22 protein-coding genes are annotated in these 23,480 nt (G+C 45.7%); 21 read left to right on the top strand and 1 reads right to left on the bottom strand.

Annotated elements, in window-relative coordinates:
• Positions 1-126 precede the first annotated feature (126 nt).
• The 16 genes from AACP44_RS03910 (at position 127) to thrH (ending at position 12,840) form a co-directional block, all read left to right on the top strand.
• Positions 127-237, top strand: coding sequence for a molybdenum cofactor biosynthesis protein MoaE (locus AACP44_RS03910; protein WP_339339170.1), 111 nt, complete (start codon positions 127-129; stop codon positions 235-237).
• Positions 238-431: 194 nt separating this feature from the next.
• Entirely contained in the window at positions 432-908 is a 477-nt protein-coding gene (locus tag AACP44_RS03905; protein WP_339339169.1) for a flavin reductase family protein, read from the top strand.
• Between the two features lie 8 nt (positions 909-916).
• A complete protein-coding gene (locus tag AACP44_RS03900; protein ID WP_339339168.1) occupies positions 917-1,462 on the top strand; it encodes an NUDIX hydrolase in 546 nt (181 codons plus the stop codon).
• A gap of 144 nt (positions 1,463-1,606) precedes the next feature.
• Positions 1,607-2,995: a DNA recombination protein RmuC gene (rmuC, locus tag AACP44_RS03895; protein ID WP_339339167.1), complete on the top strand. Its 1,389-nt coding sequence runs from the start codon at positions 1,607-1,609 to the stop codon at positions 2,993-2,995.
• A 48-nt stretch (positions 2,996-3,043) separates the two neighbouring features.
• Positions 3,044-3,517, top strand: coding sequence for a thioredoxin-dependent thiol peroxidase (gene bcp, locus AACP44_RS03890; protein ID WP_339339166.1), 474 nt, complete (start codon positions 3,044-3,046; stop codon positions 3,515-3,517).
• Between the two features lie 97 nt (positions 3,518-3,614).
• A complete protein-coding gene (locus AACP44_RS03885; protein WP_339339165.1) occupies positions 3,615-4,034 on the top strand; it encodes an HIT family protein in 420 nt (139 codons plus the stop codon).
• An 80-nt stretch (positions 4,035-4,114) separates the two neighbouring features.
• Positions 4,115-4,519 carry a PaaI family thioesterase gene (locus AACP44_RS03880; RefSeq protein ID WP_339339164.1) on the top strand — a complete coding sequence of 135 codons (405 nt, stop codon included), beginning with the start codon at positions 4,115-4,117 and terminating at the stop codon, positions 4,517-4,519.
• 50 nt (positions 4,520-4,569) lie between these two features.
• Positions 4,570-5,337 (top strand): exodeoxyribonuclease III, encoded by a 768-nt coding sequence (locus tag AACP44_RS03875; protein ID WP_339339163.1) that lies wholly within the window; start codon positions 4,570-4,572, stop codon positions 5,335-5,337.
• A gap of 86 nt (positions 5,338-5,423) precedes the next feature.
• Entirely contained in the window at positions 5,424-5,753 is a 330-nt protein-coding gene (gene yajC, locus AACP44_RS03870) for a preprotein translocase subunit YajC (RefSeq protein WP_339339162.1), read from the top strand.
• A 100-nt stretch (positions 5,754-5,853) separates the two neighbouring features.
• On the top strand, positions 5,854-6,858 hold the full coding sequence (locus AACP44_RS03865; protein ID WP_339339161.1) for a D-cysteine desulfhydrase family protein: 1,005 nt from the start codon (positions 5,854-5,856) through the stop codon (positions 6,856-6,858).
• A 37-nt stretch (positions 6,859-6,895) separates the two neighbouring features.
• Positions 6,896-8,239, top strand: a complete 1,344-nt coding sequence (locus AACP44_RS03860; protein WP_339339160.1) for a sodium:alanine symporter family protein — start codon at positions 6,896-6,898, stop codon at positions 8,237-8,239.
• A 27-nt stretch (positions 8,240-8,266) separates the two neighbouring features.
• On the top strand, positions 8,267-9,061 hold the full coding sequence (locus tag AACP44_RS03855; RefSeq protein WP_339339159.1) for an ion transporter: 795 nt from the start codon (positions 8,267-8,269) through the stop codon (positions 9,059-9,061).
• A 43-nt stretch (positions 9,062-9,104) separates the two neighbouring features.
• On the top strand, positions 9,105-10,007 hold the full coding sequence (locus AACP44_RS03850; RefSeq protein WP_339339158.1) for a 5'-nucleotidase: 903 nt from the start codon (positions 9,105-9,107) through the stop codon (positions 10,005-10,007).
• Between the two features lie 182 nt (positions 10,008-10,189).
• Positions 10,190-11,164, top strand: a complete 975-nt coding sequence (gene cysB / locus AACP44_RS03845; protein ID WP_339339157.1) for an HTH-type transcriptional regulator CysB — start codon at positions 10,190-10,192, stop codon at positions 11,162-11,164.
• Positions 11,165-11,249: 85 nt separating this feature from the next.
• Positions 11,250-12,119 carry a ZIP family metal transporter gene (locus AACP44_RS03840; RefSeq protein WP_339339156.1) on the top strand — a complete coding sequence of 290 codons (870 nt, stop codon included), beginning with the start codon at positions 11,250-11,252 and terminating at the stop codon, positions 12,117-12,119.
• A gap of 103 nt (positions 12,120-12,222) precedes the next feature.
• A complete protein-coding gene (thrH, locus tag AACP44_RS03835; RefSeq protein ID WP_339339155.1) occupies positions 12,223-12,840 on the top strand; it encodes a bifunctional phosphoserine phosphatase/homoserine phosphotransferase ThrH in 618 nt (205 codons plus the stop codon).
• A gap of 30 nt (positions 12,841-12,870) precedes the next feature.
• Here the strand turns inward: thrH and pabB are convergent, their stop codons facing one another.
• Positions 12,871-14,256 carry an aminodeoxychorismate synthase component I gene (pabB, locus tag AACP44_RS03830; RefSeq protein WP_339339154.1) on the bottom strand — a complete coding sequence of 462 codons (1,386 nt, stop codon included), beginning with the start codon at positions 14,254-14,256 and terminating at the stop codon, positions 12,871-12,873.
• Positions 14,257-14,723: 467 nt separating this feature from the next.
• Here pabB and AACP44_RS03825 point away from each other — a divergent pair, with 467 nt between their 5' ends.
• The 5 genes from AACP44_RS03825 to meaB are packed head-to-tail and all read left to right on the top strand — an operon-like array spanning position 14,724 to position 22,909.
• Complete coding sequence (locus AACP44_RS03825; protein WP_339339153.1) at positions 14,724-16,457, top strand: carboxyl transferase domain-containing protein; 1,734 nt, start codon at positions 14,724-14,726, stop codon at positions 16,455-16,457.
• Between the two features lie 54 nt (positions 16,458-16,511).
• Entirely contained in the window at positions 16,512-19,352 is a 2,841-nt protein-coding gene (locus AACP44_RS03820) for a biotin/lipoyl-containing protein (protein ID WP_339339152.1), read from the top strand.
• A 10-nt stretch (positions 19,353-19,362) separates the two neighbouring features.
• A complete protein-coding gene (gene mce / locus AACP44_RS03815; protein ID WP_339339151.1) occupies positions 19,363-19,773 on the top strand; it encodes a methylmalonyl-CoA epimerase in 411 nt (136 codons plus the stop codon).
• Between the two features lie 25 nt (positions 19,774-19,798).
• Positions 19,799-21,952 carry a methylmalonyl-CoA mutase gene (gene scpA / locus AACP44_RS03810; RefSeq protein ID WP_339339150.1) on the top strand — a complete coding sequence of 718 codons (2,154 nt, stop codon included), beginning with the start codon at positions 19,799-19,801 and terminating at the stop codon, positions 21,950-21,952.
• Positions 21,953-22,909 carry a methylmalonyl Co-A mutase-associated GTPase MeaB gene (gene meaB, locus AACP44_RS03805; protein WP_339339149.1) on the top strand — a complete coding sequence of 319 codons (957 nt, stop codon included), beginning with the start codon at positions 21,953-21,955 and terminating at the stop codon, positions 22,907-22,909. It begins immediately after the preceding gene.
• The last annotated feature ends 571 nt before the right edge of the window (positions 22,910-23,480 follow it).

The following is a 23,480-nucleotide window of genomic DNA, read 5'->3' as shown; positions in this document are numbered from 1 at the left end:
TGAGCCGATTGTGTCACTGGAAACCGCTATGTCATAACTTACTCATATTAATGAATCCGGTCAGGCTGAAATGGTGGATATTGCAGAGAAATCTATCACCCAGCATTATGGCGCAGACAAATTATATTGGTAGCATTAAGCAGTCTGCATCGAAGTGATGCCTTTAACGCCTGCGAATTTATCATGGGCTACCTTAAAGCGCGTGCACCATTCTGGAAAAAAGAGCTAACCCCGTAGGCTGAGTGTTGGGTGGATGCCCGTGACCCAGATCACTCGGCAGCTCAACGTTGGCAGTGATAATCTTTTCAGGCTTGTGGTTTAAGATTTGTTAACCAACTGTGATCATTCTTTTTAACGAGTTGCAGTGTATAATGCCTAGCTTGATATTATTCAAAATAAATGACAACTGAACTAAGCAACAAGGTATCTTTATGGGTCTTGATAGTCACGAGTTTCGCAATGCCTTGGGAACATTTGCCACCGGTGTCTGTGTTATCACGGTCAATTCTGAAGAAAATGAGTCTTCTGGTTTGACGGTCAATTCTTTTGCCTCTGTATCCTTGGATCCGCCTTTAGTGCTTTGGAGTTTGCAGCATAACTCTGAGTGTTTTTCTGTATTTGAGCAAGCCGACAAGTTTGCCATTAATATTCTGGCCTCCGACCAAGCTGACTTATCTAGCCGCTATGCGACAAAAGGTAATCATAGGCTGGCCCCTGAGCACTACCGAATAGGTAAATCAGGTTCTGCTGTGGTTCGCGGCGTCGTCACTACTCTTGAATGTAATATCTGGGCCCGCTACCCTGGTGGCGACCATATTATTCTGGTGGGCGAGGTGACCGATATAGCCACTAACAGCAACAAACAACCGCTGTTGTATAACGCCGGTCAATACCGCGAGTTACGCTGAGGTTATTAATGAAATATTGTAGTGAATGTGGTCACACCGTTAGTCAAAAAATACCCAAGGGTGATGATCGTTTGCGTTATGTTTGCGATAACTGTGGTGCTATTCACTATCAGAACCCCCGTATTATTGTCGGCACATTACCAGTCTATGGTGATCAGGTTCTATTGTGTCGGCGAGCTATAGAACCGCGCAAAGGATTTTGGACTTTGCCTGCTGGTTTTATGGAAAATGGCGAAACCACCGTTGAAGGTGCAGTTAGGGAAAGCTGGGAAGAGGCCAGAGCCAGGCTCAGCAATGAAAAGCTTTATCGCTTATTTGACCTTTCTTATATCGATCAGGTGTATATGTTTTATCTTGCCGACTTGGTTGATGGAGAGTTTTCAGCAGGACCTGAAAGTCTCGATGTAAAACTGTTCAATGAGGCAGATATTCCATGGGATGAAATTGCTTTTGGCGTGGTAGTGGATACTCTAAAAGAGTTTTTTGAAGATAGAAAGAAGGGGCTGTTTCCGGTGAGAATTTCAAACACCGAGCGAACTCGGCTAAAGCGCTAATAAACGGCTTCAATTAAAACGTTCAAAACAGTATCCTGAGCAGCTTCCGTATATTATTGGTGCTGGCGGCCGAGCCGCCTACAATAGATGAAAAACAAGGCTGTCATATCTTTAGCTAAATAAACCATAGTGAGATAAAACTCAGTGGAAATTACAAGCCCATTAATCATCTTAATAGTCGCTATCGTCAGTGCCGGTCTGGGTGCAGTGATAATGGCGCTATTAAGCAAAAACCAAGTTCGGCAAGCCATGACGGAATTGAAGGCGCAGAAACTAGTGCTCGAGACTCAGTCTGAGAATAAGACCGAATTATTAGCCAAGGCTGAACAGGCTATTGCTATCAAAGATCAAGCATTGTCAGCGGCCCAGCAGCAACAGTCAGAGCTGACTGCTCAGATGGCGTCTCTGCGTACTGAGCTTGATCAGCAGCGCAATGCTGCCACTGATAAAATCAAAACGCTGGAAGAAACTCGCCAGCAACTCAGCCGCGAATTTGAATTGCTCGCCAACCGTATTTTTGACGAGAAAACCGAGCGTTTTAATAAGAACAGTAAAACTACCTTAGATACCGCGCTTAGTCCCTTAAAAGAACAGCTAAAAGATTTCAAACAGAAAGTTGAAGATGTCTACGACAAAGACAGCAAAGAACGCATCTCTTTATCCGCTGAGCTGGGACAGCTAAAACAGCTTAACCAGCAAATGAGTACCGATGCTCTTAACCTGACCAAGGCCTTAAAAGGGGATAATAAGGCCCAGGGTAACTGGGGAGAAGTGATATTAGAGCGTGTGCTGGAAGAGTCTGGCCTGCATAAAGGGCGTGAATACGAAACCCAAGTTAGCTTAAAGGCCAATGAAGGCCGTAGCCAGCAGCCGGATGTTATTATTCGCCTGCCGGAAAACAAAGACCTGATTATTGATTCCAAAGTCTCACTGGTGCACTACGAGCGCTATTGCAATAGTGAGGATAGTATTGCGCGTGAACAGGCCTTAAAAGAACATATCAATTCTGTTAGGACGCATATCAAAGGGCTCAGTATTAAAAACTATGAAGGGCTTGAAGGTTTAAGAACACTGGATTTTGTGTTGATTTTTATTCCGATTGAATCCGCTTTTATGGCGGCTTTTGAACATGATCAGGCAATGTTTCGCGATGCTTATGAAAAGAATATTATCGTTGTCGGCCCAACCACCTTGCTAGCGACACTGCGTACTATTCAAAGTATCTGGCGTTATGAACGACAGAATAAAAATGCTGAAGAAATTGCCCGTCAAGCTGGAGCGATGCATGATAAGTTTGCTGGTTTTGTGGCGGATCTGGATAAAATTTCTGATTATCTAACCAAAGCTAATCAAGCTCACGGCAGTGCAATGAATAAATTGACCACCGGTAAAGGTAATTTGGTGGCTAGTACCAAACGTTTGGGCACATTGGGTGCCAGGGTAAAAAAAGTTCTTCCGCCATCTGTTAATGGGGAAGTTAAAGATATAGAAGCGCTGCAGTCGTCCGAGGCCAGTAGTGATCCAGAAACCTAATTTAACGTACCACACTAAGTTATCTGTATATTCAAAGGAGTTTAACCCGTGACACACCCAAAAATCGGCAATATGGCCCCGGCATTTTCATTATCAGATCAGGACGGTAATCCAGTCAGTTTAAAAGACTTTAAAAATAACAAAAATGTGGTGCTTTATTTCTATCCCAAGGCAATGACACCGGGTTGTATTACGCAGGCCTGCGGTATTCGCGATAGTAAAAAAGCCTTTGCGAAGTTAGATACGGTAGTTTTGGGGGTGAGCCCTGACCCGGTAAAAAAATTGCAGGGTTTTATTGAGAAAAAAGCGCTTAACTTCACTTTGTTGTCTGATGAGGATCATGCTGTAGCTGACAAGTACGGTTGCTGGGGCATGAAGAAGTTTATGGGCCGTGAATTTATGGGCCTGATACGTACCACTTTTATTATTGGCAAAGATGGTCGTTTGCTAAAAGTGATGGATAAATTTAAAACCAAAACTCACCATGATGATGTCTTGGCTGAATTGACCGAATTACTATAAGGTCGCAGTAATTATAATTCGATAGGCTAAAGCTCGTTGTTTCTTGTTCTGTTTGAGCGCCCGCTGGTATGTGTTTTCCACAGTAAGGTCAATAATTATGCATCAGCTAGACGATTGTATTTTTTGCCAAATTGCTAACGGCCATGCACCGGCTTATAAAATCCATGAAGATGAATTGACTTGTACCTTTTTGGATATTTTTCCTGCAACACCGGGGCATTGTTTAATTATCACCAAAGAGCATTTCAGTGATATTTTTGAGGCCAAAGCTGAAGCACTGGCACAAGTGGCTAGAAATTCCGTGCTGATAACCAAAGCACTGGAGCAGGTTATCGCTCCGGATGGGCTTGGGGTTTATCAATTTAATCGCGCCTGTGCAGGGCAAACGGTTTTTCATTATCATATGCATCTTATTCCACAGTTTGAAGGCAAAAATATAGGTATTCATTCAAAGCAAGCGGGTGATCCTGATGAGTTGGCGGCATTGGCCGAGCAATTAAAGAGTGTCTTACCCTAAAAGCCACTAATGAGTTATTGGTGTAAGCAAGCTTAATATAAATTACCGTTTTTCAAATAAATAATATGAGATTTTAATCGATGGTAGATCTTCACCAATTATTAGACCCTTTTGCATCCCGTTTAGGTATTGAGACTCTATCGATGCAAGATGGTATGGCTGAATTGACAGTAGAATTAATACCTGAGTTATTAAATGCTGCGGGTATGGCCCATGGTGGCTTGATGGCTACTTTGGTTGATTGTGCTGCTGGAACTGCAGCTTTTACGGCTATGGCTGAAGATAAAATGCCAGTGACCACCGATTTCAATCTCACTTGTCTTAAGGCCTGTTTTCAAGGGTTTCTGACAGCGAAGAGCAAGGTTGTTCATCGCGGGCGACGATTAATGCACTGTGAAGTTGAGGTTTATCGTGAACAAATATTGGTTGCTAGGGGAGCTGTTTCTTTTATGGTAATAGATCGTCCGGTGATGAAGGCTCAATAAGCCTGTATTATGCTAGGCCGATCTTGCCTATTATTTTTTGGATTGCAGCAATGAAAGTGATTACTATCAATACCAATGGTATTAGAGCCGCCGCCCGCAAAGGTTTTTTTGACTGGTTAAAACAACAAAATGCCGATGTGGTGTGTATTCAGGAAACCAAAGCCCAGATAGATCAGCTGACGGATCCCATCTATCATCCTGAGGGCTATCACTGCTATTACTATGATGCAGAGAAGAAAGGTTATAGCGGTACCGCACTGTACTGTAAGCAAAAACCAAAAAAAGTCATTCGTGGTTTGGGTTTTGATATTGCTGATACTCAGGGCCGTTATATTCAGGCTGATTTTGATGGTGTTAGCGTCGCTTCGATTTATTTACCTTCCGGCTCCAGTGGTGATGAAGCTCAAGCCCGTAAAGATACATTCCTTGTTCATCTTATGCAGCACTTTAAGGCGATGCGCCGCAAGCGTCGGGAGTTTATCTTTTGTGCGGACTGGAATATTTGTCATCGGGAAATTGACTTAAAGAACTGGCGTGGCAATCGTAAAAATTCCGGTTTTCTACCCCATGAACGGGCATGGTTGGATACGCTGTTTGATGACGTCGGCTATGTTGACGCCTTCCGTGTTATCAATCAACAAGCAGAGCAATATACCTGGTGGTCAAACCGCGGTCAGGCCTGGGCCAATAATACCGGTTGGCGTTTGGACTATCATGTCATCACGCCGGGGCTAGTGGATAAAATCCAAACGGCCTCCATCTATAAAGAACAGCGTTTTTCCGATCATGCGCCTTTTATTATGGAATATGATCTTTAGCCATTAAAGGCTGCTGTATTGCCTCCGCCAGCCAATCCAGTTAAAGTACGCGGCGATTTTAATTAGTCATTATAAAGGTTATTACTATGAATTTTATCTCTTCAGCTCATGCTCAGGCAGCCGGTCAAGCCCCACAGGAAGCGGGCATTATGCAGCTCGTGTTGATGGTCGGTTTGTTTGTTATGTTCTACTTTATCGCTATTCGTCCACAGCGTAAGCGTCAGAAAGAACATGCTGAATTAGTGGCTAACTTAGCCAAAGGTGATGAAGTGATAACCACAAGCGGTATCTTGGGTAAAATCTCAACACTTGACGATCACTATCTGTCGCTACAGGTTGCTGATAATGTACAGCTGAAGTTTCAAAAAGCCTCTATCCATGCTGTTTTGCCCAAAGGCACCTTAAAATCTATCTAAAGCCTGCCTGATACCGGCAAGCTCAGCCTTGTCGGTATTGAATCGTCTCCATCTTCCGCTAGACTGTTGTTATGGCTTTGATATGCAACAGGATTAGCTGATGAAGTTTTCTTACCCGTCACGCTTAACACTTGCCCAAACACCAACACCGTTACAACTCTTATCCCGTTTGTCCGCAGCAACAGGCGGCCCGCGCATTTGGGTAAAACGCGATGATATGACCGGCAGTGGCGTCAGCGGCAACAAAATCCGTAAATTAGAATTTTGTTTGGCCAAGGCATTACAGGACGGTTGCGATACGGTGATTACCTGTGGCGGGGTACAGTCCAACCATTGTCGAACCACCGCATTATTATGCGCTCAATTAGGTTTGCGCTGTCATCTAATTCTGCGGGGTCAGCAAGATAGCGATCTCGATGGCAATCTTCTGCTTGACCGTTTGGCTGGTGCAGAAATCAACTTTTACTCTAATACCGAATTTCAACAACGGGACCAGGCGATCTATCAGCAATGGGTCGATCACTATGCCGCCAAGGGTAGTAAAGCGATGGTGATTCCAGTCGGTGCCAGTGATGGTATTGGTCTGTGGGGTTATATCGCCGCTTGCAAAGAGCTTAAATCAGATTTTGCTCGTGAAAAGATCCAGCCAAAACATATTATCTCGGCAACCGGTTCCGGTGGCACCCAGGGTGGTCTAACCGTTGGTAATACACTTTATGATTTAGGTGCTACGGTGTGGGGTATTAACGTCTGTGATGACGAGGCCTATTTTTTAAACAAAGTCTCTGCGGATATTGATCAGTGGTATCAAGGGTATCAACACCAAATTGATGCAGCTTTTGACCCTGAGCAACTGCAGATCAATGTTATTGATGGCTATGTAGGGGCAGGCTATGCTCAGGCTTCGGAACAGGTTTTCGAGCTGATTAAAACCGTGGCGAGGCTGGAAGGTCTAATCCTTGACCCGGTTTATACCGGCAAGGCGTTTTACGGTATGCTTGAGCAGATTCGGCAGGGTCGGTTTGCTGATACCGATGATATCGTATTTGTTCATACCGGCGGTATTTTTGGTTTATTCCCGCAGCGGGACCAGTTACAACTATAAACGACCAAGCAACCAACAATAATAACTGAGACTCATGATGGAATTACTAACAAGTTGGATAACAACCCTTAACGGCATTGTTTGGGGGCCGTTAATGTTGCTGCTTATTTTAGGGGTAGGTCTCTATTTAATGGCCGGTTTAACAGCTTATCCGCTCAGGAATATTGGCAAGGCCTTTGGCTTATTATTTCGCGATCGTAAGTCTGCACAGGCTGATAACAAAGATCGCGGCCAAATCAGTCCCTTTAATGCTTTGATGACTTCATTATCTGCCACTATCGGTACCGGTAATATAGCCGGCGTGGCTACCGCGATCACCATTGGTGGGCCGGGTGCTCTGTTCTGGATGTGGTGTACGGCTCTGGTCGGTATGGCTACCAAATATGCTGAAGCCGTTTGTGCGGTTGAATACCGTGAAATTGATAGTGACGGCAATTACAGTGGCGGCCCGATGTACTACATCAAAAACGGGCTGGATAAAAAGTGGCGCTGGTTGGCTGTTGCTTTTGCCTTTTTTGGTGCTGTCGCCGGTTTTGGTATGGGTAATACGGTACAGGCTAACTCGGTTGCTGACGCTTTAGCCAGTACTTTTAGTCTATCCCCTGAAATCACCAGTGTGGTGATGATGGTCTTAGTCGGTTTGGTATTACTCGGCGGGGTTAAACGTATTGCCGCTGTCGCCGGTTTTATTGTACCGATTATGGCGATCAGCTATGTCTTGCTGGGGCTGTTGGTACTGCTATTAAATCTGTCTGAGATTCCGGCCGCTATCGCCTTGATTGTTAATAGTGCGTTTACCGGTACCGCAGCTCAAGGGGGTTTTGCTGGTGCAGGTATTATGTTGGCTATTCAATTTGGTGTTGCCCGCGGTGTTTTTTCTAATGAGGCAGGTCTGGGTAGTGCACCTATTGCCCATGCCGCTGCGCAAACCAATGATCCGGTAAAGCAGGGCACTATTGCTATGTTAGGTACCTTTATTGATACCCTGATCGTTTGCAGTATCACCGGTCTGGTGATTGTATTAACTGGTCAATGGACAGCGGGAGAGGGCGGTGCTGCGCTGACTGCTGCGGCATTTTCACAGGTTATTCCCAGTGGTGATGTGCTGGTATCGGTGAGTCTATGCTTTTTCGCGTTTACCACGATTCTGGGTTGGAGTTATTACGGCGAGCGCTGTGCGATTTATCTGTTCGGTACCAAAGCCCTGATCCCTTTTCGGGTACTATGGGTGGCTGCCATTCCGCTTGGTGCTATGGCGCAGTTAAATTTTATCTGGTTGTTGGCCGATACCTTAAATGCCCTGATGGCATTGCCTAATCTGATTGCCTTGTTGTTATTAAGTCCTGTTGTTTTCAAGTTAACCAAAAAAGCCGTGTTATAACCTCGGCCCGATGATATTAAGTGAACTATGTCCTCTAAATCTCTGCAAAACACCTTATTAGCGATCAGAAGCAATAAGGCCTTTGAGACCTTTGTTGTTTCCGTCATTATTTTTTCCGCGCTGGTTATCGGTGCCAAGACCTATGATATGTCGCCAACCACATTAAGTATTATGGCTTGGCTTGATTATGCCATTACCGGTTTTTTCCTGATCGAGATTAGCATCCGTTTTTTAGCGGAACCGCATAAATTGCGTTTTTTCCGCAATGGCTGGAATGTTTTCGATACGTTGATTGTTATTATCAGCTTGGTACCGATTGAAAACAGTGAAATGGCTTTGGTCGGACGATTGGTCAGGATTTTTCGGGTGCTGAGAATGGTCTCTGTGGTGCCGGAGCTGCGGATATTGCTAAATTCCTTGCTAACCGCTATGCCCCAGCTGGGTTATGTGGTCCTGTTAATGTTTATTATCTTTTATATCTATGGGGCCTTTGGCGCTATTTTATTTGCCAATATCAACCCTGTGCTCTGGGGTGATATCAGTATTTCAATGTTAACCCTGTTTCGGGTAATGACCTTTGAGGACTGGACCGATATTATGTATGAAACCATGGCGGTCTATCCTTTGAGTTGGGCCTATTTTGTCAGCTTTATTTTCCTGACCGCCTTTGCCTTTTTGAATATGGTGATTGGTATTGTGGTGAGTGTGGTGGAAGACGAGCATCAGCGTATTAAACAGCAAACTAACCCCGAGCCGACGATGCAGGATTTACAGGACCAGATTACCGAGTTAAAGCGGCTTTTGATGGAGCGCCAGAAGTAGCTGGGGTATATTAACCAACTATTGATCACTGACTGGATGGACTATGCCTTCAGGTTTTGGAAATAAACTGATTATCGCGATATCGTCCCGCGCTTTGTTTAACCTTGATGACAGTCATCAGGTTTATCAAAATGAAGGTCTGGCGGCCTATGCCCAGTATCAAATTGATCATGAAGATGAGGTGCTAAAACCGGGCGAAGCCTTCCCCATGGTGCAAAAGTTGCTGCGGATTAATGAGCGTTTAGCGGGTGAGCCTCGGGTTGAAGTGTTGCTACTGTCGCGCAATAGTGCAGATACCGGTTTGCGGGTATTTAACTCAATTGAGCACTATGGTTTAAATATCACCCGCGCTGCCTTTAGTGGGGGCCAAAGTCCTTATCGCTATGTGTCTGCTTTTGGCTGCCACTTGTTTTTATCAACCGATGCTGAAGATGTTCGCTCGGCGTTGGAAAATGGTGTGGCAGCGGCTACCCTAATGTCCTCTTCTTCGCCTCAAGGTGATGATGGCTCCCCACTTAAGTTTGCCTTTGATGGCGATGCTGTGCTGTTTTCTGATGAGTCTGAGCAGATCTATAAAGCGCAGGGCCTGCAAGCTTTTACTGAAAATGAAAAATCTTCCGCCAAACAACCCATGAGTGGGGGGCCTTTTAAAGCCTTTCTATCGGCCTTGCATGGTTTGCAGGCTGAGTTTGAGGCCAGTGAGTCGCCCATCCGTACTGCGCTGGTAACAGCCCGTTCCGCGCCTGCTCATGAGCGGGTTATCAGAACCCTGCGTGCCTGGAATATTCGCATTGATGAGTCGCTTTTTTTAGGTGGCTTACAGAAAGGTGAATTTCTCAAAGCCTACGGTGCGGATGTTTTCTTTGATGATCAGAAATTGCATTGTGATTCTGCTGGCCAACATGTGGCTACCGGTCATGTTCCGCATGGTGTTGCCAACTCTTAGATGTCCGTTCCTGAAATCCCCTTTCGATTAATTGTTAACTAAATTAGGTGAATGTGTTTATTTGGGCTATTGTTTGAGTTGGAAAATATTCAGCATTTAAACACAGATCTTATTTTTATATATCACTTTAAATTATCATTGTAAGTAATTGAAATATATGTAAAAGCCAGTAGGAGGGCTTTATGAAGCTTCAACAATTACGTTATATCTGGGAAGTTGCTCACCACGACCTCAATGTGTCAGCAACAGCGCAAAGTTTATATACCTCTCAGCCCGGCATCAGCAAGCAAATTAGACTGCTGGAAGATGAATTGGGTGTAGAAATATTTTCACGAAGTGGTAAGCACCTTAAACATGTCACGCCGGCGGGTGAGGCCATTCTGAAAACGGCGGGCGAAATTTTGCGCAAGGTAGAGAGCATTAAACAAGTTGCCCAAGAATTTAGTAATGAAAAAAAAGGCAGTCTATCGATAGCGACTACGCATACGCAGGCCCGTTACGCTTTGCCTGATACCATTCAGCATTTTATTGATCAGTATCCCGATGTCTCTTTGCATATGCATCAGGGCACGCCGATGCAGATTTCTGAATTAGCCGCCGATGGCACGGTAGATTTTGCCATTGCCACAGAAGCTTTGGAGTTGTTTAGTGACCTGATTATGATGCCCTGCTACAAATGGGATCGTGCGATTATCGTACCCAAAGATCATCCATTGACCCAGCTATCAACATTAACGCTGGAGGATCTGGCCACTCACCCCATTGTGACTTATGTGTTCGGTTTTACCGGCCGCTCAAAACTGGATGAAGCCTTTATTGAAAAGGGGCTGGCTGCCAAGGTGGTCTTTACTGCTGCTGACGCCGACGTTATCAAAACCTATGTTCGTTTAGGCCTGGGTATCGGTATTGTGGCCAAAATGGCCTATAACCCCGAGCTAGATACCGATTTGGTAGCGCTTGATGCTAGTCATTTATTTGAAAGCAGTGTTACCAAAATTGGTTTTCGCCGGGGTACTTTCTTGCGTGGCTATATGTTCGACTTTATTCAACAGTTTGCGCCACACCTAAGCAAAGAAGTGGTGGATGAGGCCTGCCAGCGTCATACCAAGCAGGAATTGGATGAATTATTTCAGCATATTCAGCTGCCGGTGTATTGATTGTTGGTTTGATAAGTAAAAGAGCCTCCTTAATCGAGACTCTTTTTGTTTCTGTGTTACCACTTCTCGTTTACAATCCCCGCCCATGACTGCAAATACCGTATTAGCACTATATTCCGCCATCATTATCGCTGTTTCGCTATTGGGTGGCTGGTTGCCCTCCAAAGTAAAACTGACCCATACCGGTACTCAAGTGATCATGAGTTTTGTTGCCGGATTAATGCTAGGTATTGCCTTCTATCATTTGCTACCCCACGCTATTTTTACTTTGCCGGAGCAGGGTGGCGTGGATACTGCCATCTGGTGGTTAATGATCGGTCTGCTGTTTATGTTTGTATTGCTGCGAGCATTTCATTTTCATAATCATGGGCCGCAAGAGGAAGACCATCACCGCGTTCATGAGCATTCCCAGCGCGGTGCCAATGCGATTAGTTGGGTTGGTGTTGCTCTTGGCTTGATTGTTCATACCTTGATTGATGGTATCGCGTTGGGAGCTGCTATACAGGCTGGGGCGATGGACGATGCTACCTTGGGACTGTTGGGTTTTGGTGTGTTCGTTGCTATCGCGCTGCATAAGCCACTGGATGCCATGTCGATTAGCTCGTTGATGATGGCTGGTGGCTGGAGTGCCAAGTCCCGCTTCATCGTGAATATACTGTTTTCCATGATGTGTCCGTTAGGGGCGGTATTATTTTTTATCGGCATAGAGCAATTGGGTACTAACAGTTCGGTAGTAGTGGGTATTGTCCTGGCCTTTTCTGCCGGAGTATTTATCTGTATTTCGTTGAGTGATTTGTTACCGGAAGTGCAGTTTCATTCTCACGATAGGACCAAGCTCACCATCGCATTATTGGTGGGCATTGTTACCGCCTATGGCATAGGCTTGCTGGAACCAGAGCATGGGCGTCATGATTCCGATAAGCCTCATTATCAGCTGGGTGATGATTGGGACTAGCAAGCCCTGCGAGATTGCGAAGCGAGGATTTTCCCTGTAAATTGTGCCGCCTGCATTTATACGGTCAATCCCGACATCAAAATAAATAACGCTGGAGTTTATTGTGGAATTAGCTTGCCTGGATTTGGAAGGGGTATTAATACCTGAAGTCTGGATTAACTTTGCCGAGAAAACCGGCATTGAAGAATTAAAACGTACCACCCGCGATGAACCGGATTACGATGTGTTAATGAAATATCGTCTCGATATTCTCAATAAGCATGGCTTTAGCTTGGATGATATTCAAGCCGTTATTGCTACGCTAGAACCCATGGAAGGTGCGCTGGAATTTTTGAATTGGCTACGTGAGCGTTTTCAGGTGGTTATTCTGTCCGATACGTTTTATGAATTTGGTATGCCGTTTATGAAACAGCTAGGTTATCCGACCCTGCTATGCCATAAATTGGAAGTGGATGAAACAGGCAAGGTGGTTGATTATAAACTGCGTCAGGCCAATCCAAAACGCCAGGCGGTTATCGGTTTTCACTCCATGTACTACCGGACTATTGCTACGGGTGATTCCTATAATGACACCACTATGTTGGCAGAAGCCCATGCTGGTATATTGTTTAAAGCACCGGAAAATGTGATTGCAGAATTTCCACAGTTTCCTGCGGTACATAGCTATGAAGATTTGAAAAAGGAATTTATTAAGGCTAGTGAGCGCAACCTAACACTATAGGCGATTGGGTGTTTTCCATGCAAACGGCAATTAAGAGTCACTGGACTGTCGTTGATGCGGTGAGGATAGGGTGTCAAGTAGTGGCTGCACCTTGGTAAAACATTCCTGATACTCATTATCGCACTCTGAGTCCGCGACAATACCGCCGCCGGCCCAGCAGTAAATCTTACTCGCTTCACACACCATAGTGCGTATCGCAATATTGGTATCCATCTGTCCATCGCAACTGATATATCCAATAGAACCGCAATATACCGAGCGCCGATGTGGTTCCAACTCTTCAATAATTTCCATGGCACGTAGTTTTGGTGCGCCGGTAATCGAGCCACCCGGAAAGCAACCGGCTAGTAGATCTATCGCATCTTTATCGGCGGACAGCTGCCCTCTAATGGTGCTGACCAAATGATGTATCGTTTCAAAGCTCTGTAATCCAAACAGTTCATCGACCTGAATGCTGCCAGGTTTGCAGGACTTGCCCAAATCATTACGCAGCAAATCAACGATCATCAGGTTCTCGGCCTTGTCCTTGGCGCTATTGAGCAATTTCTTGATAAATTGTTCATCCTCTGCCTGATTGTTACCGCGTCTAATCGTACCTTTGATCGGAGAGGTGGTGACATGCTGCTTACCACTGTGGAGGAAACGTTCAGGGGATAAGCTCAAAATAGCGCTATCTCGCTGCTGTATATAAGCTGAAAAGGGCGCAACGGCGGTTTGCCGCAGCGCGAGGTAAGCTTGCCATGGATGGCCTGTAAATTCGGCACTAAAGCGTTGAGCCAGATTGATCTGATAACAATCACCTGCTTGGATATAGTGCTGAATCTGCTGATAAGCATTAGTGTATTCAGCCTTATTCATATTGGCCTGAAAATCGGTCTTGAGATTGAATGGCGTTAGACTTGGTTTGTTGCTGGAATGTAGCCGGCTGCGTACCTCTTTGAGTAAGCCCTTGTCGGTTTTAGGGTGTGATACCAGTAACGAGCATTGCTGTTGGTGGTCGATTATTACTGCCCAGCTGTAAATCCCCACACAGGCATCGGCAAGGTCCAGATCGTTGATCGCATAGCTAGGCAGTTTTTCCAATTGTCTGCCCAAATCATAGCCCAAATACCCGATAGCTCCGCCGACAAAGGGTAGATGATATTCATTATCTATACTCGGGGTCAGTTCATTAATGGCCTCCCTTATAAGCTCGAAATATCCACTATTTTCTTTATAAAGATATGAATTTATTGGTTTTTTTATATCTTTTTCGATTTGTGATAGTGGCTGCGCACTAAAAATATCATAGCGTCCGCGAGCAGAAAAGGCGGCTGAGCTATCCAGATAAACCGGCTGTTCCATATCGAGAAAGCGCTCAAATAAAGGCGCTGAATCCACCTGATAGGGCAGTTCCTCAATAGTGAGTTGGTTCATCGATGTTTGATCTCGTTTAGCGTACTGGTGATTGCTTGGTCAAGGCCGTTGATTGTAAGTTTATAGAGCTTCAGAAAGCCAGTACTATCTGCCATGAATTTATCCCCTAAGGCTCTTTAAATCCTTGATAACGACAGGTTTTTACATTGACATAGACTGCTTATCCCTTTACATTATTTGGCCTCTTAAGCAGGTTTTTAAGCCTTGCAGTCCAATATCACAAAAGCTGTCTTTGAACCTGTAAAGCCAAGTGTTATAAGTCGGCATTTGAATGTTCTGAGGGGAGCAGCCGTCCAATAACCGGCTACCAAAGATCAACTATTAAATATGTTGTGGTAACAGCAATATATTCCTCTTGAGGCAATGCCTCCAAAATACAGCCGATGGTGCAGCCGCATTGGTGGTTAAGTACGTGCAAAACTTGTAAGTAAAATACCCGTAGCCGGAAATGTTGAGAAATTACTTCTATGACTAATGATACCCAATTAGCTCCAACATTGAGCAACCCCTTTGAAGAAGCAAGAGATCAGACGTTTTCTGTGCCCGGCCAAATTAACTACCAGCCAGGTTTATATGAGCAAACACTGCAGTCTGGTCAGGATTTGCTCGATCGTCCTAGAGCGGCCGCTGGTGTTGTCAGCACAGAAAAGCAACACTTGAAAAACCGTATGACGGTATGGGAGCGTCTGGAGGTGTTGGTCGATAACGGTACTGAACCCACTATACTGTTTCAAAACTGGGGCCCGAATCTAGATGGTGCGTCACTGGTGACAGCCATTGTTAAAATCAACGGTCGCGATGTCGCAGTGTACGGTCATGACTTTACCGTTCGTGCCGGCTCCATGGACGCGACTAATGGTAAAAAACTGGCGCGTTTATTTGAGTTGGCAGGCCACAGAAAAATCCCTCTGGTCGGTATGAACGACTCGGCCGGCGCTTATGTCCCTGCCGGCGTCGGCGGCTTGGACGGTTATGCTGAAGCTTTTGCCGGCCTGCGTAAAATCAGCGGTGTGGTCCCATCGATTATATGTATGTTTGGTTTTAACGCCGGTGGTGGCTCTTATCTGCCGCGACAAGGTAGTTTTGTGATTCAGCCCAATGACACCTTCTTTGGTCTAACCGGCCCCGGTGTTGTTAAGTCGGTACTGGGTGAAGATGTAACGCCTGAGGAATTAGGTGGCCCAGGGGTTCACAGTCAAACCGGCGTAACAGATTTTGTCGTACCTGACGAAGTCGCCGCGCTACAAAAAGTCAAACAGTTACTAAACTACCTGCCAGCCAATAATGCAGAGTTAGCACCATTCCAGCCAACGTCTGATCCCATTGACCGTAAAACCTGGGATATCGATATTTTATTGCATAAAGCTTTTAACTCGCCCACCGGTTTTAACACCCCGTTGGATATCAGTATTCTCATCCAACAGCTCTGTGACCATGGCGACTACTTTGAAATTCAACCAGAGCGTGCTCGCAATACTATCTGCGCACTCGGTCGTATGGGCGGCCATGTTATCGGTTTTGTCGCTAATAACTCCGCAGTGGGTTCAGGCCAGATCGATATTGATGCGGCCTATAAAAATGCTCGGTTTATCCGTTTTTGTAACCTCTACAATATTCCAATGATTTTTATGGAAGATACCACCGGTTTCTTGCCCGGTCGCGAGCAAGAGGGTAATGGCATTGTTCAGGCCGGTCGCGCCATGCTGGATGCCATTATTGATCTGCGCACACCGCGTTTCTTGCTGTTAGTGCGCAATGCCTTCGGCGGTGCTTATGCCTCCTACAACAACTACCCAACCGGTGCCGACTTTGTGGTGGCGCTACCCACTACCCGCGTTGCGGTCATGGGGCCTGCCGGTGTTGAGTTCGTCTACAAAAAAGAATTGCGTGAAATCCGCAGCTCGGTTGCCAAGCGTGTGGTTGCGCTGACACAGGAAGAAATCAATAACGGTTTGTCAGAGACAGAAGCCAAAGTAGCAGCAGAGGTGCAGGTTGCTGATTGGGCCAAGCAGGAAGAAGCGTTACTGGTCGCCCGTTATGAAAAAGAATTGATGAACCCTAATGAAGCATTAAGTCTGGGGTCTATTTCGCAAATTGTTATGCCCAGCGATTTGCGCAAGGTATTGGCTGAAAATATGGCGTTCCATTTGGAGCACTATCAGGCGGAGCCGTTGAGCGATGTGCAACGCGAGTTCTTCTAACAGGAGCTTAAGCCTAGATAGCCAAGCCAAAAGAATTAAAGTAGGGAACAAAACGTGAAAACAAGTAACGATTATTATCTTAACAATGCACTGATCCATAAAAGCCGCAAGCTAAGTGCAGACGCTTCGGATTGGGTACGCAGTTTTAGCTGCGAAGATATGAAGCCGCTGATTATCTGTCGCGGCCCTATTCGTAAAGAAGCCATGGATGTGTTTGATGAAATGGGTATTCACGGTTACGGCATTCTTTTATCTGAAAAAGATTCTATTACTTATACCAATGCGCTGGCGCCTGAGTTACGCAAGTTAACTGATCCTGATCGCGTTCACCGGGTGCCTGACTACACCGGTGCGACCAAGGAAGAACGTGCCGATCGTATTCAGCAAATTATCAATATCGCCCATAGCAATGGTTATGACTCTATCTTTGCCGGTTATGGTTTTATGTCAGAAGACGCTGAAATGGTGGAGTCGATGGAAAAGGCGGGACTGAACTTTATTGGTCCGGGATCATTTACCCAGCGTTCTGCCGGCATGAAGGATCAGGCCAAGCGCACCGCATTGGAAACCGGTGTATCGGTAACCCCGGGGATTAACAATGCAACCAGTCTGGCTTTATTTGCCAAATACGGCAAAGACGGTTTAGAACAGTGTGCCAAAGATAATAATCTCACGGTTGATTTTGCCAGCTGCAAAGACGATGAAGAAAAAGCGTTGGCCTTACTGGCCGCTTCATATAATGCAGGGATCGATATTATCGTTGCTGCCGATATTGGTCTGGCACTGCAGCTTGAAGCCAAGCGGATGTTGGCAGAAAAGCCCAATAACCGGTTTCGTTTAAAAGCGATTGCTGGTGGCGGCGGTAAGGGTCAGCGTATTCTTAATGCTGCTAACGCCTATGAAGGGACAAGCTTGGAAGCAAAGGTGGAAAAAGCCGCTGACAATGTGCCTGCCTTAGTACTGGAATGCTTGATCGAATTAAAAACCAACGGTGTGGGCGATAATAAAAATGTGTTGATCGAAATGAATATCGATACTACCCGTCACCAGGAAATTCAAGTCGTGGGTAACGGTGAATGGTGTATGACCATGGGCGGTCGTGACTGTTCACTACAGATGCATGAACAAAAACTGTTAGAAGTATCGGTTACTGAAGAAGAGTTAAACGCAGCTATTGCCACTGCGACAGCGGCAGGCAATATGGCTGAGGTTGAACAATTGAAAAAGGATTTGGATATTCTGGCCAAAATGGAACATGAAGCTGCGGTGTTTGGCAAAGCTGTTAAGCTGGATTCGGTAGGCACCTTTGAGTGTATCGTTGATGGTGAAGCTCACTACTTTATGGAAATGAATACCCGTATTCAGGTCGAACACCGTGTTACTGAACTGTGCTACAAATTAAAATTTGTGAACCCCGATAATAGCGCTGAGTCATTTATCGCCGAGTCGCTGGTTGAGGTTATGGTGCTAATTGCCCGACATGGCTCGCGCCTGCCTTTACCGCAACGTTTGCCGCGTGAATCCGCTTCGGTTGAAGCGCGTCTAAATGCTACTAACCAGGCACTACAGCCGCATGCCGGCGGTGTTATCGAGCGCTGGTCAAACTGTACCGAAGGGGAGGTGCGTGATGATCAGGGTATCAGTATGCATAACCCGGATACCAATGTGTTTATGAAATACCATTTGGCCGGTGCCTATGATTCCAATATCGCCCTGTTGCTAACCGTAGGTGATACCCGTTTAGACAGCTATCAACGGTTGGCCGAAGTGATTCGTCGCACTAGCTTGCGCGGTAAAGATTTGGCTACCAACCTTGAATTTCATTACGGTCTGGTTAACTGGTTTATTGGCCAACATATTAATGCCCGCCCAAGCACGCGTTTTATTGTGCCGTATTTAACCGCTGTGGGTCAGTTAAAGTCTGTTGCCAATAATATTGATCTGATATTTGCTTACAATCAGATTCGTGGCAAATATTTGGAATATGCCGGTGATAATAAGGCTGCCTTTATCAATGCTTTAGATCGCAAGGCCGGTTTGTTATTGCGTCCATTGCAAATGCTGTTTGCTGAGCCTCATGTGATGTCCGGTTGGTTAAGCCTTAATCGCCAACATTTTGCTGTTGCGGGTGACACTATTACTTGGTCGAAAAACCCCATCGAAATCGTTGCCGATCTTTATCACTATTTGAATATGGATTATGTTGCAGGCAAACCTGCAGCCAATATGATTTGGGATCATGATCATGCGCTGTTACAACAGGCTATGTCGTTTTATGACAGCTTAAAACAGCGCTTAAATGTTAGCGTCTTTGCCGATATCAATGTTGCCGTAGCTGGCGCAGCGCCTAAAGATATTGCGGCTGAACAGTGGCAGCAGATTCAATCGGCTCACGCAGGCTTTCAGGCAGGTACAGAAGTGCTTTCAGTACTGCCATATATTGCTCTGGAAACAGGCTACTTCGACTTATCGGTTAATGACGATTTAACGATTAACATCCCCGAGGCCTTAACTGATAGCGAGTTGCAAGATGCAATGGCCAAGGTGTTGGTGCCACCACCGGTGGCCAAGTCTGACGAAATTCTTGCTGCCAGTGGCGGTATGCTTTACCCGCGTGAAGCACCGGGTATGGATCCATTTGTAGAAACCGGTTCACACTTTAACGAAGGCGATCCGCTGTATATTGTTGAAGTGATGAAAATGTTTAATAAGGTCTATGCGCCATTCTCAGGTACCATCGACCAAGTTCTGGTTGAAGGTGATGGCGTGATTATCAAAAAAGGCCAGCCGCTATTTAAAATCACCCCCGATGAAGTCGTGGTCGTAGAAACGCCTGAAGAAATTAAATTGCGTCGCCAAAAAAGCACGGCTGCTTTTTTGCAGTATGTAAAATAGAGTCAAGATTATGATTATTGCATTAGATCACATTGCTATAGCTGTGTCTGATTTAGAGGCTAGTATCAAACGTTTTATGGAAGACTTCGGTCTTGAGTTTGAAGGCACCGAAGATGTTGAAGCGGCTAAAACTTCAACGGCATTCTTTCCATTGCCGCCTACCAGTATTGAATTAATTCACCCGCTAGGCGGTGAAGGTCCGGTCGCCAAATACTTGGAAAAGAAAGGCGGTGGTATGCATCACCTATGTTTCCGTTCCGACAATATCGAGGAAGATATTGCCCGTTTAAAAGATAAGGGTTATCAGTTTTTGTCCGACGGCCCATCAGATGGCGCTCATAACTCAAAGGTTATTTTTATTCACCCCAAGTCCTGCGACGGTGTGTTGATTGAACTCAATCAGCCCGGTGAAGAGCACTAATAGCACTTTTTAAAGGTTTAAAACCATGCCTGATTACAAGCCCAAAGCAACCAGTGTGGAACAGTGGAAAGAACTCGCTACTAAACAGATGAAGGGTAAAACGCCCGAAGATCTCACCTGGAATACCGCTGAAGGTATTGATGTTAAATGCCTGTATACAGCCGAAGATATTGAAGGCTTGGAGTACACTAATACCATGCCGGGTGCTGCGCCTTATATTCGTGGCCCACAGGCCACGATGTATGCTGGCCGTCCCTGGACCATCCGTCAGTATGCCGGTTTCTCAACCGCTGAAGAATCTAATGCTTTCTACCGCAAAGCCCTGGCCGCCGGCGGCCAAGGTGTTTCTGTTGCCTTCGATTTAGCGACACACCGTGGTTACGATTCCGATCATCCTCGGGTGACTGGTGATGTGGGTAAAGCCGGTGTAGCGATCGATTCGATTGAAGATATGAAAATTTTATTTGATGGTATTCCATTAGATAAGGTTTCAGTATCCATGACGATGAATGGTGCGGTACTGCCCGTACTGGCTGGTTATGTGGTTGCTGCCGAGGAGCAGGGGGTTAGTCAGGATAAGCTGGCAGGCACTATTCAGAACGATATCCTGAAAGAGTTTATGGTGCGGAATACCTATATTTATCCACCAGCGCCTTCGATGAAAATTATCGGTGACATTATTGCCTATGCCACCGAACATATGCCCAAGTTTAATACCATTTCTATTTCCGGTTACCATATTCAGGAAGCCGGTGCCGATGCGGCTTTGGAATTGGCCTATACGCTGGCCGATGGTAAGGAATATATCCGCACAGCGATTGCCTCCGGTTTGGATATTGATCAGTTCGCACCGCGCTTGTCCTTCTTCTGGGGCATTGGTATGAACTTCTATATGGAAATTGCCAAAATGCGCGCTGCGCGTTTATTGTGGGCGGAGATCGTCAGTGAATTTAATCCTTCCAACCCCAAGTCATCAATGCTGCGTACTCACAGCCAGACTTCCGGTTGGTCGTTGACTGAACAGGACCCATATAACAATGTGGTTCGCACCACCATTGAAGCGATGGCTTCTGTGTTTGGTGGCACCCAGTCTTTGCATACTAACGCTTTAGATGAGGCGATTGCCTTGCCAACAGAATTTTCATCACGTATTGCCCGTAATACCCAGCTTATTATTCAAGAAGAAACCGGTATCACCAAGGTTGCCGATCCCTGGGGTGGCTCTTATATGATGGAAAGCCTGACCAAGGAGATCGCTGATAAAGCTCGTGAACTGATTCAGGAAGTGGAAGATAAGGGCGGTATGGCCAAAGCCATCGAAACCGGTATTCCAAAACTGCGGATCGAAGAATCAGCCGCGAAAAAACAGGTGCGTATTGACCGCGGTGACGATGTAATCGTCGGTGTTAACAAATATACGCTGGACCAAGAAGACGAAGTTGAAATTTTAGAAATCGATAATAATGCCGTGCGTGATTCACAAATTAGTCGTCTGGCTGAGATTCGCGGCAGCCGTGATGAAGCAGCGGTAGAAGATGCGCTGGAAGCAATTTATCAAGCCGCCGTGACGGGTGACGGTAACCTGCTAGACTTAGCGATAAAAGCCACACGCTTACGGGCGACAGTCGGGGAGATTTCATACGCTATGGAACGTGAATTTGGTCGTTTTAACGCTAATTCCCAAACCGTCTCTGGTGTTTACGGTAGTGCCTATCAGGACGATGAACATTGGCAGGCTATCTCGGGTGATATCGATAATTTTGTGGAAAAACATGGCCGTCGTCCCCGTATGCTGGTCTGTAAAATGGGTCAGGACGGTCATGACCGCGGTGCTAAAGTTATTGCCACCGCCTTCGCCGATGTCGGTTTTGATATTGATTTATCGCCAATGTTCTCAACCCCTGAAGAAGTTGCCAGACAGGCGGTAGAAAACGACGTTCATGTTGTCGGCGTATCTTCTCAGGCGGCAGGTCATAAAACACTGGTTCCTGCGTTGATTGAAGCACTCAAAAAACAGGGTGCTAACGACATTATTGTTATTGCCGGTGGTGTTATTCCAAAGCAGGACTATGATTATCTGTATGACGCAGGTGTAAAAGGTATCTTTGGTCCGGGTACCAAGATTCCATTGGCCGCTCGCGATGTATTAGATGCCATTAATAGCGCTTACAAAGTATAAATGACGATCGATCTCGACCAATTGCAACAGGGCAATCGCCGGGCACTGGCCAAGGCGATAACTTTGGTTGAGAGTAAATTGGACAGTCATCGCGCTGAAGCCCAGCAGATTATCGAGCAAGTACTTCCTCAAACCGGCAATAGTATTCGTATTGGTATTACCGGTATTCCCGGCGTTGGTAAATCCACCTTTATTGAAACCTTCGGTCTTTACCTTATTTCTCTGGGTAAAAAAGTGGCGGTGCTGGCCGTGGATCCCAGTTCTCCCTTAGCCGGCGGCTCAATTCTTGGTGATAAAACCCGAATGGAGGAACTGTCCCGAAACGATCAAGCCTTTATCCGGCCATCGCCCTCTGAAGGTGCGCTGGGCGGGGTGGCACAAAAAACCCGAGAAACCATGTTGCTATGCGAAGCGGCTGGTTACGATGTGATACTGGTTGAAACGGTAGGGGTAGGGCAAAGTGAATATGAAGTAGCCGGCATGGTCGACTTTTTTATGGTATTGATGCTGCCCAATGCCGGCGATGAATTGCAGGGTATTAAAAAAGGGATCATGGAGTTGGCAGATGCTTTAGTGGTTAACAAGGCCGATGGCGAGTCAATCAATTTGGCCCAACAAACCAAGCGCCATTATGAAAATGCTATGCATTTGTTGCGACAATCCTCCTTCTGGTCACCACAGGTGTTAACTTGTTCCGCCCAAGAAAACAATAATCTTGATACTGTTTGGGGTATGATCTCTGGCTACCATATTGATGCGCTCAAAAATAATGCCTTCCATGAAAAACGTTCTCGCCAAAACAAGGAGTGGATGGATAGGTTGTTATTTGAGATGTTGGAGCTTAAACTCAAGCAAAACCCCGATGTAAAAAAACAGCTTCCCGACCTGTATAGAAAGGTTATTAATGGTGAGGTCACTCCATTTATCGCCGCTAAAACATTAATCGATATTTTATAAGATTTAACATCATGGCTGATTTATTGCTTCCTGAGCAGGTAGATTTTTTGCTTGATGATTTTTTTCCGAAACATTGCCTATCTCCACATATCTGAATATGCGGTTGCATGAATATACCGGAGATAAGCTCTTTCTGGCGATTGAACTAAAGCCATCCATTAATGAAAAATGACCGTCTTTGGTGGCAGCTTGTATTGCATTTCAGTGATGAGCTGTTGGGGTATGATTTATCTGCAAGGCCGCCAGCGAGGTATTAATCCGAATTTGCTGGTAAGTCATGCGGAGATTGATTGTCTGACCAGTCGACGAAAACGTCATTATTGCCAGTTGCTATGAGCTGGATGACATAGATTGGGATGGTTTATTTGATGCCTTCTACAATCGAGGCAAAGCCAGAGTCAAAGATAAATGATGAACAATTATTGAAAGCAATTGGTATGAAGCGCCCACCGGCTTTGATACGTTTCGGCGTGACAGCGGTAATGAAGATTCGTTCTACTGTACTCCAAATGTTCAATCCTTGGTAGAATGGGGCATTTGAAAACAGTCGTATCGCTCAACGTTATCCAAC

It is taken from the genome of uncultured Oceanicoccus sp., from assembly GCF_963968385.1.
GTDB lineage: Bacteria > Pseudomonadota > Gammaproteobacteria > Pseudomonadales > Dasaniaceae > Oceanicoccus.
The sequence above is the reverse complement of the archived record's forward strand: the minus strand, read 5'-3'. Positions and strand labels throughout refer to the sequence as shown.

Bases quoted from the DNA above. Each gene is read 5' to 3' on its own strand.
- AACP44_RS03905 (WP_339339169.1), top strand. From the start codon at position 432: ATGGGTCTTGATAGTCACGAGTTTCGCAATGCCTTGGGAACATTTGCC.
- AACP44_RS03900 (WP_339339168.1), top strand. From the start codon at position 917: ATGAAATATTGTAGTGAATGTGGTCACACCGTTAGTCAAAAAATACCC.
- AACP44_RS03885 (WP_339339165.1), top strand. From the start codon at position 3,615: ATGCATCAGCTAGACGATTGTATTTTTTGCCAAATTGCTAACGGCCAT.
- AACP44_RS03880 (WP_339339164.1), top strand. From the start codon at position 4,115: ATGGTAGATCTTCACCAATTATTAGACCCTTTTGCATCCCGTTTAGGT.
- AACP44_RS03875 (WP_339339163.1), top strand. From the start codon at position 4,570: ATGAAAGTGATTACTATCAATACCAATGGTATTAGAGCCGCCGCCCGC.
- yajC (WP_339339162.1), top strand. From the start codon at position 5,424: ATGAATTTTATCTCTTCAGCTCATGCTCAGGCAGCCGGTCAAGCCCCA.
- AACP44_RS03865 (WP_339339161.1), top strand. From the start codon at position 5,854: ATGAAGTTTTCTTACCCGTCACGCTTAACACTTGCCCAAACACCAACA.
- AACP44_RS03860 (WP_339339160.1), top strand. From the start codon at position 6,896: ATGGAATTACTAACAAGTTGGATAACAACCCTTAACGGCATTGTTTGG.
- AACP44_RS03855 (WP_339339159.1), top strand. From the start codon at position 8,267: ATGTCCTCTAAATCTCTGCAAAACACCTTATTAGCGATCAGAAGCAAT.
- AACP44_RS03850 (WP_339339158.1), top strand. From the start codon at position 9,105: ATGCCTTCAGGTTTTGGAAATAAACTGATTATCGCGATATCGTCCCGC.
- cysB (WP_339339157.1), top strand. From the start codon at position 10,190: ATGAAGCTTCAACAATTACGTTATATCTGGGAAGTTGCTCACCACGAC.
- AACP44_RS03840 (WP_339339156.1), top strand. From the start codon at position 11,250: ATGACTGCAAATACCGTATTAGCACTATATTCCGCCATCATTATCGCT.
- pabB (WP_339339154.1), bottom strand. From the start codon at position 14,256: ATGAACCAACTCACTATTGAGGAACTGCCCTATCAGGTGGATTCAGCG.
- AACP44_RS03825 (WP_339339153.1), top strand. From the start codon at position 14,724: ATGACTAATGATACCCAATTAGCTCCAACATTGAGCAACCCCTTTGAA.
- mce (WP_339339151.1), top strand. From the start codon at position 19,363: ATGATTATTGCATTAGATCACATTGCTATAGCTGTGTCTGATTTAGAG.
- scpA (WP_339339150.1), top strand. From the start codon at position 19,799: ATGCCTGATTACAAGCCCAAAGCAACCAGTGTGGAACAGTGGAAAGAA.
- meaB (WP_339339149.1), top strand. From the start codon at position 21,953: ATGACGATCGATCTCGACCAATTGCAACAGGGCAATCGCCGGGCACTG.